The following is an 11,153-nucleotide window of genomic DNA, read 5'->3' as shown; positions in this document are numbered from 1 at the left end:
GCATTCGGTGCAAATTTAGGGCAAATAGCCGCGAGTACGTTTAGTGTTGGCGATAAGATAGAATACCGTTTTTATACAGACAATTTAGATTTGAGTGATGCCAGTATGCCAAGTGTCACTGGCCAAGCCACTGCGAGCTATTCGCGCGAGGTGAATTATTTGCCAATGACTACAGGTTTGTATCCTACAGCGCCACAAACAACCTTAGACAACCTGAATAACTTTACTTTAGGTAATGACTTAGTCGTTGCGTGGACACTGGCTGATGGCACAACAATTGATGAAGTATTAGTTGAAATAATCGATAACCAAGGCAACCATGTGTTATCAATTTGGGCAATGCCTGATTCAATAACGGCCACCAGTATTACGTTTGATGCAGCAATGTTTGCTCAAGAACTACTTGCAAACGATCAATTTCAGCCAGAGTTAGGCTACCAATTATTGATACGCATCTATGCTAAAGATAATGCGTTGCCACAGTATTACTCAACAGATTACCGCGCTAGCGTAGCCGCGCAAACTAGCTTTGCCTGCGGTTATGAATCGGGTTGGAATGATAGTGCCGATAATGGCTTAGGGGCGCCAATTAACCCTAATTCGTTTAACGATTTTAAACAGGTCGTTGCTAGCTGTGGTAATACAGTGGCCCTAGCTAAAAGTGACGTGTTAGGTCACAGTTGGCTTGATGAGGGCGAGCGAGTCGAGTTTTATGATACGGGCTCGGCAACCCAAGCCGACCCTAGTAGTGGCAAATTTATCGATAGCAATGAACAAATCGATTTTATTTGGTATATCGAAACACTAGGTGAACTTACCTTTGTTGTACTTGAAACTAACAGTGATCTAGACAGCGACTTACCCTCAGGCTTTTGGCTCAGAGAGACGTATGCCGTTACTGCAGTAACAACAGGTCAAGCAGGCGAAACCACTTATTCGGCGGTGGTTTATGCGGAGCAATCTAATTATTCAGATCTTGACCGTGCAGCAAATAGCGACGGCGAAATTTGGAATAATAGTTACACCATTGAAAGCCCACAATAACCAATCTGTAACTTAACATAACGGCATAAGCTGTTATGTTAAGTTACGCTCCCCCCCAGTGATATTACTAATAAATCAGCCGTTCGCGCATATGCTTGCAACTAGACTAAACATAAATAACGCTACTGACGGTTTGCAGGGGTAAAATTTGCCATTCCCTGTTTGTTGTAGAGTGCGGTTCTAATTATGGCTTATGCCACGCGTAAAATAGCTTACAGTAATTTTACGAATTATAATTTGTAACGATTGTTGTAACTCGCATTTCTAACTGTTTTGGGTATAATCACACGGGAGAAAAAAATGTGACCCGTAATGACAGGAAGAACATGAAACAAATCGACATAGACGACGAGTTATATCAGTATATTGCCAGTAATACACAAAGTATTGGTGAGAGTGCATCCACTATCTTACGTCGTTTATTAAATATGAATGGCGAAAATATTCAGGCTACCCACGTAGAACTTAATCACAATAATCAACCAGCGGCTACGCCTACACAATCAATAGTAAATACCACGGCAACTGCAACGTCTGCGCCTCCAGCTGTTAGCCCGGCAGCTGAAAAAAGTGCCAATATATTTAATGTACTAAATAAAGAAGAGCTGGCTATGCAAAAAGGCGTTGTTGGCCGATTTTTATTTATTTTAAGTGCGTTTTACAGAACACACAAAAGCGACTTTCGTGCCGTGCTAGATATAAAAGGGCGCGACCGTGTTTACTTTGCTACCAGTAAAGAAGAGTTATTAAACAGCGGCAGTAGCATGAACCCGAAAAACATTACTGATAGTGAATACTGGGTAATGACCAATTCGAACACGACACGCAAGAAAATGATGCTGCATGAAGTGGCTCTGTGTTTAGGTTATAGCACTGAGCAAGCTGAAAAAATTCGCGACTATCTGTAAGGAACTACCATGGCTATTCATTCAGGTGCAGGTAAAACAGCACCACAATCGGTACTAATAAATGTACCTAAGCTGGTGTCAGCGTATTATTTAAATGAACCCGATTTAGAGTTAAATCCGGAGCACAGTGTTGCATTTGGCACATCGGGACATCGTGGTTGTTCTTACGATGTAAAATTTAATGAGTCGCATATACTTTCTATTACCCAAGCTATTTGTGATTACCGCAAGCAAAATGATATTTTTGGCCCGCTATTTTTAGGTAAAGACACCCATGCGTTAAGCGAGGCGGCCTTTAATTCAGCAATAGAAGTATTAGTCGCTAACGAAGTCCAAGTGATCACCCAAGAAGGGGGAGACTTTACGCCGACGCCAGTGATAAGCCACGCGATTGTTAGCTATAACAAATTACACCCAAACGAATTAGCCGATGGTATTGTGGTGACGCCATCGCACAATCCGCCAGAAGATGGTGGCTTTAAGTATAATCCCCCCGATGGTGGCCCAGCCGATACCAATGTCACTAAATGGATTGAAGACAGAGCAAACCAACTATTACTTGAAGATTTAGTGGAAGTTGAGCTGTTTCCTTTTGCCAAAGCGTCTCGCTCGGGCTTTATTAAGTACCAAGACTTAATGACCCCCTACATTAATGATTTAGAAAATATTGTTAATTTGAAAGCGATTAGCGAGGCGGGAATTAAAATTGCGGTTGATCCACTCGGAGGCTCAGGGATCAACTTTTGGCCAATTATTGCCAAGCAATATAACTTAGACATAACCGTGGTAAACGACAGTGTCGACCCGCGTTTTGCATTTATGCCGCTTGATAAAGATGGCAAAATTCGTATGGATTGCTCATCACCGTATTCAATGGCTAACCTTATCGCGCTTAAAGATGACTTTGATATCGCTATTGGTAACGACCCCGATTACGACCGTCACGGCATAGTGACGCCCGATGGCTTAATGAATCCAAATCATTTTTTAGCGGTTGCCATTGACTACCTACTTAAACACCGCCAGTGGAATGACAATGTACAAATTGGTAAAACGCTGGTTTCAAGTTCGATGATCGACAAAGTAACGGCGCGTAATCAGCGTAAAGTGAAAGAAGTCCCGGTTGGCTTTAAATGGTTTGTTGAAGGACTTAATAAAGGCAAGCTCGCATTTGGTGGTGAAGAAAGTGCTGGCGCGGCATTTTTACGTTTTGATGGCAGTGTTTGGTGCACCGATAAAGACGGCTTTATTATGGGACTGTTAGCCGCTGAAATACAGGCTGTAACAGGTAAAACACCGTCAGCACTGTATAAAGAGCTTGAACAAGAGTTTGGTGCGCCATTGTATAAACGCATCGATGCCCCGGCAAGCAGTGAGCAAAAATCACGTTTAAAAGCACTGAGTGCCAGTGATGTCAGTGCTGAAACACTGGCAGGCGAGCCGATATTACAAAAGTTAACTCATGCCCCGGGCAACAACGCGGCAATTGGTGGCTTAAAAGTAGTGACGGAAAATGGCTGGTTTGCCGCGCGTCCATCGGGCACTGAAGATATTTACAAGATTTACCTTGAGTCGTTTAAAGGTGAAGCACATTTAGCATTACTTGAAAAAGAAGCTAAAAAGCTAGTAGATTCAGTTATTAGCTAAATAAAAAACGAGATTAAAAACGGCTGATTTATTCAGCCGTTTTTGTTTAAAGATAACAATAACTCGGTGAAAGCAGCGCTTTCGCTATAGCAAGAAGTACTATTAAACCTATAAGGCTTTATTCCTATGTTAGCCACAGCACCTTACATAAAAGATTTACAACACAGCGGCGACTTTTTAACCCTTAGCCGTGCCAATGAATGGCATTTAGCACCAGGCGCGTTTAATTTAGCCAACGGCACCGCCGTAACCATACACGACACCGGTGTGATTGAGTTTCAACCTCAGCTGAACACTAATAAAGATGTCGTGTTATCAAGTGCCGTGCATGGCAATGAAACGGCACCTATAGAAATATGCGATCAGTTAATTAAAGATATTATTTTGGGTAAGCTGTTGCTGAAACAGCGTGTGCTGTTTATTTTTGGTAATCCGCAGTCGATTAATATCGGCAAGCGTTTTGTCGAAGAGAACTTAAATCGGTTGTTTAATGGCCATCACACCGTTGAAAATGTAGCAATGAATAACGAGCGTCGCCGCGCGGCTAAATTAGAACAGTACGTGAGCGACTTTTTTGCTCGCGGCAATGCACACAGCGCGCGATGCCATTACGATTTACACACCGCTATTCGAGGCTCTAAAAATGAAAAGTTTGCGGTTTATCCATTTTTGCATGGTAAGCCTTGGAAAAAGTCACAATTACAGTTTTTATTAAGTTGTGGTGTTAATACCGTGCTGATGATGAAGTCGCCGGCGACCACCTTTAGCTATTATTCTTCATTTGTGCATGGCGCTGACTCGTTTACGATAGAACTTGGCCAAGTCAAACCGTTTGGTGAAAACGACATGGCGCGTTTTGAAAAAACCAAACAGACACTCACTGCATTAATTAGCCAAGAAAATATAGAATATCCAGAATTTAATGCAAAAGACTTTGAGTTATTTACTGTGCATCGCACCATTAATCGCACTGAGCAAAACTTTAGCTTTCCATTTTCTGATAGCGCAGAAAACTTCACCGGCTTTGCTAAAGGCGAGTTGTTAGCGAGTGATGGCGATACCCATTATTATGCTGATGTAGCGGGAGAGGCGATCATTTTCCCTAATGCAAACGTTGCAATTGGACAACGTGCGTTGCTGACAGTGATCCCCATGCAAATAGACAATAACTTTATCTAGTATCTGATCAGACCACTTTTCATGCAAAGTTAACTATATGATTAATAATTAGTTAAATAACTGTATAGTTAACTTGCCATGTTTTTACTCAGTATTTACTTTTGTTTTGCACTAGACTTGTTGAATAACACTTTACGTTAACGTAAAGTGTCGGCAGCTTTAATTAAATACAGTGCAGATGTTGCAAAGTTTATTCGCAGCTATCAACCCACAATAATAATTTCATGGGCACTGTGTTACTGACAACAAGAGAAGGTAGGTTATGAGTAATCCCAATAACGTATCGCTGAATATTAACCACACGCTTGAGTTTATTGATGGCAATGCGTTAACTATTCCAACCCTTAGTATTTTAACTGAGGACGGCGACATTCATTCCGGTGCAACCGCACCCGATATATCAAAACATACCGCAATTAAATTATACGAAACCATGCGTTTTATTCGTTTACTTGATGAACGTATGCAAGGTGCACAGCGCCAAGGGCGTATCAGCTTTTATATGCAATGTTTAGGAGAAGAGGCTGCAATTACCGCCTCGGCAGCCGCACTTGATCAAGATGATATGATCATGGCGCAGTACCGTGAACAAGCAGCTTTACATTACCGTGGCTTTACGCTCGATCAATTTATGAACCAAATGTTCTCTAATGAATTAGATTTAGGTAAAGGGCGTCAAATGCCCATTCACTATGGCTCTAAAGCGCTAAACTATATGACCATTTCTTCGCCTCTAGGGACACAAATCCCACAGGCTACGGGTTATGCATATGGGCAAAAAATTAAGCACATAGATGCCAAAAGCGGTGAACTGGCCAGCACCATAGATAACATTACCTTATGTTACTTTGGTGAAGGTGCTGCCAGTGAAGGGGACTTTCATGCCGGTGTGAATATGGCTGCGGTTCACCAAGCGCCAGTGATCTTTTTCGCTCGAAATAATGGCTATGCCATCTCGACCCCCGCCGATGAGCAATTTAAAGGCGACGGTATTGCTTCACGCGGTGTTGGTTACGGCATTAAAACCATTCGTGTTGATGGCACCGATGCCCTTGCGGTGTATGCGGCGACTAAAAAAGCCCGTGAAATAGCCGTTAGCAACGGTGAGCCGATTCTAATCGAGTCTATTGCCTACCGTTTAGGTGCACACTCAACCTCAGATGATCCTAGCGGCTACCGTACAAAAGACGAAGAAGCAAATCATCAGGTGTGCCCAATCGAAAAATTCAGAAAATGGTTAGTGAAACAAGACTGGCTTAATGAAGATGACGATGTAAAAGCTAAAGAGTCAATCCGCGAAGAAATTTTAGCGGCCCTTAAGCGCGCCGAAGTGGTACCAAAGCCCGCGTTAGAAGAGTTGATATCGGATGTTTACGATACGCCAATTCCTTTGTTGCAACGTCAATATGAGCAATTAAAACAGCACATTAAGCAACATCCAGACGCATACCCAGTCACTGCAGGGAGAATTAAGTAATGGCTAAAATGAACATGCTACACGCAATTAATTCTGCGCTTGATATTACCATGGCGGAACACCCACAAGCCTGTATTTTTGGTGAAGATGTCGGTTATTTTGGTGGCGTATTTAGAGCCACATCGGGTTTACAAGAAAAATACGGTAAGCATCGCGTGTTTAATACCCCCTTAACCGAGCAAGGCATTTTAGGTTTTGCTAACGGTTTAGCGGCGTTTGGTGCTCCCGCATTGGCTGAAATTCAATTTGCTGACTATATATTCCCCGCGTTTGACCAAATTGTGAATGAATCAGCTAAATTTCGTTACCGTAGTGGTAATGAGTTTGATGTTGGTAATTTAACCATTCGTACCCCTTACGGCGGAGGAATTGCAGGTGGCTTGTACCACTCACAGTCACCCGAGGCATATTTTGCACATACACCGGGGCTAAAAGTGATTGTTCCGCGTAACCCGTATCAAGCCAAGGGCTTATTACGTGCGGCAATTAAAGACGATAACCCGGTATTATTTTTTGAGCCGAAACGCTTATACCGTGCGTCTATTGGCGAAGTACCAGAAGAAGATTACAGCATAGAGCTTGGCAAAGCGGAAGTGGTGCAACAGGGTAGCGATATCACGCTACTGGCTTGGGGCGCGCAAATGGAAATTATTGAAGAAGCGGCTAAACAAGCCGGCGAGCAAGGTATTAGCTGTGAAATAATTGATTTACGTAGCATTTTACCTTGGGATGTAGAAACCATTGCGCAATCGGTTACTAAAACTGGGCGTTTAATTGTCAGCCACGAAGCACCGATCACCAATGGGTTTGGTGCAGAAATTGCGGCGACTATTCAACAAGAGTGCTTCTTGCATTTAGAATCGCCTATTATGCGCGTATGTGGCTTAGATACACCTTACCCGCTGGCACTAGAAAAAGAATATGTACCGGATGCATTAAAAGTAATGGCCGCAATTAAACAATCAATGGATTTTTAGGGGTTACCATGGCTAAAGATTTTATATTACCCGATATCGGTGAAGGCATTGTTGAATGTGAAGTTGTTGAGTGGCTGGTAGCCGAAGGCGATAGCGTCACGGAAGATCAACCTATTTGTGATGTCATGACCGACAAAGCGCTGGTACAAATTCCCGCAGTGCACGATGGGGTGATCACCAAACTGTATTGTCAAAAAGGTGAGATTGCTAAAGTGCATGCGCCATTATTTGCTATGGATGTCGCAGGTGAGTCTACAGCAGCTGAAACGGATACTGCTGCACCGCAACAAAACACCGCAAGCAGTGATGAGCAAGTTGAAGACTTTATTCTTCCCGATATTGGCGAAGGTATTGTTGAGTGCGAAATCGTAGAGTGGCTGGTAAGCGAAGGTGATGACATAGTCGAAGATCAAGCTGTGTGCGACGTAATGACAGATAAAGCCTTAGTGCAGATCCCGGCTAAATACACTGGTACAGTACAAAAGCTGTATTATCAAAAAGGTGAAATTGCCAAAGTGCACAGCCCATTGTTTCAAATGACTATCGCCGGCAGTAAAGCAAAACCAACTGCCGATGTTAATCAGGCAGTGGTAAAAGCACAAAGCAATGCCGCCAGTGAAAAAACGCCTGCAACCAGCAGCCAGCAAAGCACTAAAATTGTTAATAAAAAGGCGGTGGCATCTCCTGCAGTGCGTCGTAAAGCGCGTGAGTTAGAAGTTGATTTAAGCTGTGTACCAGGTAGTGGTAAAAATGGCCGCATTTACAAACACGATATAGAAGAGTTTGTAAAAGGGGAAGTGCCTAACAGTATCGATACATCACCGTTGCAAACAGCGTCAGCAGCAACGACAAGTACGGCTGGTACGCGTGTTGAGCCAATCAAAGGCATTAAAGCGGCCATGGCTAAGCAAATGGTGGCGTCGGTGTCGACTATTCCACACTTTACCTTTAGTGACGAAATTGACTTAACGCAATTAATTACACTGCGGACTAGCTTAAAAGAGCAATATAAGGCAGAAGGCGTTAAATTGACTATGATGCCGTTTTTTGTAAAAGCACTGTCACTGGCAATGAAACAGTACCCGGTACTAAACTCTAAAGTGAATGATGACTGCAGCGAATTGACCTATTATGACGAGCATAATATTGGTATTGCGGTAGATTCAAAAGTAGGTTTATTAGTACCGAATATTAAATCGTGCCAAAGCAAAAGCATAGTGCAAGTTGCCAATGATTTAACCCGCTTAACCGACGCGGCCAGAGAAGGACGTGTGGCACCTGATGATTTAAAAGGCGGCACCATTAGCATTTCAAATATTGGTGCTATTGGTGGCACTATTGCCACGCCGATTATCAATAAACCCGAAGTGGCGATTGTGGCGTTGGGTAAATTGCAGCACTTACCGCGCTTTGATGAAAGCGGCCAGATAGTGAGTAAAGCGATTATGCAAGTAAGCTGGTCGGGCGATCACCGTGTTATTGACGGCGGCACAATTGCTCGCTTTAATAATTTATGGAAATCGTATTTAGAAAATCCAGCCACCATGATGATGGCAATGAACTAAGCCACAGTAGCTACATTAATCAAATTAAAACCAGCTTCGGCTGGTTTTTTGATTGATTTTCAAGCATTTTTATTTACTATAAGTTGATTGTTAACTCTACTAAAGGACAGTTTGCTCACCCTCATTGTCCGTTTAATTAACCATCACTGATTAATTAAACGCACTGCAGTAGCGAGCAATAACACCCGTATAATCCACTTACCCGCAAGGGAAATTATAATAAAATTAAGGAACTACTATGGATCACTATTTAGAAGCTTTTCGCCGTTATGCCGACTTTAACGGCCGTATCCGCAGAAAAGCCTATTGGATGTTTGTGTTATTTAATATCCTCTTTTCGTTTATTTGTGGTGTGCTAGATGCCGCATTGGGAACAGCCGTGATTGGCTCTATTTATAGTATCGTGCTGTTTGTGCCTTCAATTAGTGCTGCTGCACGCCGTTTACACGATACGGGACGTAGCGGCTGGTGGCAGTTAATGTGGCTAGTGCCTATTATAGGTTGGATTGTGATGCTGGTATTTTTAGTACAGGACTCACAAAGCGGTGAAAACGATTTCGGTGCTAATCCAAAAGAAGGTGCTGTGCATACAGCCTAGTTGGCACGCTAAGTTTTGCAGCCATTAACTAAAAAATAAAAAAGCCCGCAAATGTGAATCTACATTTGCGGGCTATTATTACAGTGTTATTGCGCAATTAAGCGATTAAGCAACAAGGCAATTATTTACGTTGAAACTCTGAGTTTTCATTCCAGCGTGGCCACTCACTTTGCTGTGAAATATTAAACCCCACTTTATAAAATAACTGTAAGTCTTGAACCGCACCCGACAGATCCCACTCATCGCGGTATCTATCACACGGCTGGTGGTAACAGCCACGTAGCACTAAGCTCATGCGTTTACGGTAGCTTGCAGTGTCTTCGTCAAATGCTTGCGTACCACCCCCTGCGTACATGGCAGGAATACCCATGTTAGCAAAGGCAAAGTGATCTGAGCGGTAGTAACCACCCGATGATGGATTGGGATCGCCAGCCACGGTTCTGCCTTGCTCTGCGGCTGCCGCTGCTAATAAATCATCCATTTGCGATTTACCAATACCCACCACACTTATATCTTTAACTTTACCTAACAAGTTGAGGCTATCCATATTGATATTTGCGACGGTTTTGTTTGCGGGTATGACCGGATTAGCAGCGTAATATTTAGAACCGAGTAAGCCTTGCTCTTCTGCCGTTACCGCTAAAAAGGTCATTGAGCGGCGCGGGTGCTTCGGCAGTTTAGTGAATGCTTCGGCTACTTCAATCAAGCCTGCGGTACCGGTGGCGTTATCGTGCGCTCCATTGTAAATTTGGTCACCTTTGCGGTTTTTATCGGTGCCTAAATGATCCCAGTGCGCTGAGTAAATAATGTGCTCGTCTGGCATTTCGCTGCCCGGTAAGGTGGCGATAAAATTGTAGGAAATTGACTTTTTAATGGTATTTTTTACTGTCACACTGGCGGTTAAATCGCCCATTTTAACGTGATAGGCACTGTTCGCCGCTTTGGCTTTTGCGCTATCAAAATCAAGACCGGCTTTGCTAAATAGCTCTTTAGCAACCTCAGTGGTTACCCAGCCCTCAACGGCAACGCGGTCCATGTTGTTGTTTTCTTTTTGAAAACCAAATTGTTCACCGCTCCACGAATTTTCTACCACCGACCATGGGTAGGAGGCAGGGGCGGTTTCGTGAATAATAATCGCACCAGCGGCGCCTTGACGACTCGCTTCTTCATACTTATAGGTCCAACGGCCATAGTAGGTCATGGCATCGCCGGTAAATAATGCCGGATCTTTAGTGGCAAAACCTGGATCGTTGACTAACATCACCACGGTTTTACCTTTAACATCTAAGCCTTCATAATCGTTCCAGTTGTACTCAGGGGCATTAATCCCGTAACCAACAAATACCAGCTCAGAGTTTTCAATCGCCTCTAATTCGCTAATGCGGCTGCTGCCCATTACCATGTCGGTTTTGTATTGATAGTCTTTACCACCAATACTTAACACCATGTTTGAGTCTGCTTCTAACGACACTAAAGGCACTTCTTGTAAAAAGCTATCGCCATTGCCTGGTTGATAACCCAATGCTTTAAAATGCTTTGTTAAGTAATCTAGCGTCAACTTTTCGCCAGGCGACGACGGGGCACGGCCACCAAACTCATCAGATGCAAGCACTTTAACATGCTGCGCGACGTCGTCGGCTTGAATGCTGTTATAGCCTTTAGCGACATCGTCAGTAGTGATACTTGTTGTTGCACAACCTGCTAAAATTGCGGTTGTGATTAAGGTCAAAGAAAAATAACGTTTCATATTGGCTCTTT

Annotated in this window: 9 protein-coding genes; 8 read left to right on the top strand and 1 reads right to left on the bottom strand. The window is 43.3% G+C overall.

Annotated elements, in window-relative coordinates:
* The 8 genes from ABYB02_RS03690 to ABYB02_RS03655 all read left to right on the top strand — a co-directional run.
* Positions 1-1,044 (top strand): hypothetical protein (locus ABYB02_RS03690; RefSeq protein WP_372761108.1); only part of this gene is annotated, 1,044 nt, incomplete at its 5' end.
* A gap of 326 nt (positions 1,045-1,370) precedes the next feature.
* The gene (seqA, locus tag ABYB02_RS03685) at positions 1,371-1,952 is read left to right on the top strand and encodes a replication initiation negative regulator SeqA (RefSeq protein ID WP_372761107.1); all 582 of its coding nucleotides are present in this window, start codon (positions 1,371-1,373) and stop codon (positions 1,950-1,952) included.
* Positions 1,953-1,961: 9 nt separating this feature from the next.
* Positions 1,962-3,599, top strand: coding sequence for a phosphoglucomutase (alpha-D-glucose-1,6-bisphosphate-dependent) (gene pgm, locus ABYB02_RS03680; protein ID WP_372761106.1), 1,638 nt, complete (start codon positions 1,962-1,964; stop codon positions 3,597-3,599).
* A gap of 126 nt (positions 3,600-3,725) precedes the next feature.
* The gene (gene astE / locus ABYB02_RS03675; protein WP_372761105.1) at positions 3,726-4,778 is read left to right on the top strand and encodes a succinylglutamate desuccinylase; all 1,053 of its coding nucleotides are present in this window, start codon (positions 3,726-3,728) and stop codon (positions 4,776-4,778) included.
* 262 nt (positions 4,779-5,040) lie between these two features.
* Positions 5,041-6,255, top strand: a complete 1,215-nt coding sequence (locus tag ABYB02_RS03670; RefSeq protein ID WP_372761104.1) for a thiamine pyrophosphate-dependent dehydrogenase E1 component subunit alpha — start codon at positions 5,041-5,043, stop codon at positions 6,253-6,255.
* The gene (locus tag ABYB02_RS03665; RefSeq protein WP_372761103.1) at positions 6,255-7,232 is read left to right on the top strand and encodes an alpha-ketoacid dehydrogenase subunit beta; all 978 of its coding nucleotides are present in this window, start codon (positions 6,255-6,257) and stop codon (positions 7,230-7,232) included. The genes ABYB02_RS03670 and ABYB02_RS03665 overlap by 1 nt, the downstream gene beginning before the upstream one ends.
* Positions 7,233-7,240: 8 nt before the next feature.
* The gene (locus ABYB02_RS03660) at positions 7,241-8,797 is read left to right on the top strand and encodes a dihydrolipoyllysine-residue acetyltransferase (RefSeq protein ID WP_372761102.1); all 1,557 of its coding nucleotides are present in this window, start codon (positions 7,241-7,243) and stop codon (positions 8,795-8,797) included.
* Positions 8,798-9,035: 238 nt separating this feature from the next.
* Positions 9,036-9,395, top strand: coding sequence for a DUF805 domain-containing protein (locus ABYB02_RS03655; protein WP_372761101.1), 360 nt, complete (start codon positions 9,036-9,038; stop codon positions 9,393-9,395).
* A 121-nt stretch (positions 9,396-9,516) separates the two neighbouring features.
* On the opposite strand, the gene ABYB02_RS03650 is transcribed toward ABYB02_RS03655, so the two are convergent.
* On the bottom strand, positions 9,517-11,142 hold the full coding sequence (locus tag ABYB02_RS03650) for a M28 family peptidase (protein WP_372761100.1): 1,626 nt from the start codon (positions 11,140-11,142) through the stop codon (positions 9,517-9,519).
* Between the last annotated feature and the right edge of the window lie 11 nt (positions 11,143-11,153).

The sequence above is a fragment of the Pseudoalteromonas sp. genome (genome assembly GCF_041613455.1).
Classification (GTDB): Bacteria; Pseudomonadota; Gammaproteobacteria; order Enterobacterales; family Alteromonadaceae; genus Pseudoalteromonas.
The sequence above is the reverse complement of the archived record's forward strand: the minus strand, read 5'-3'. Positions and strand labels throughout refer to the sequence as shown.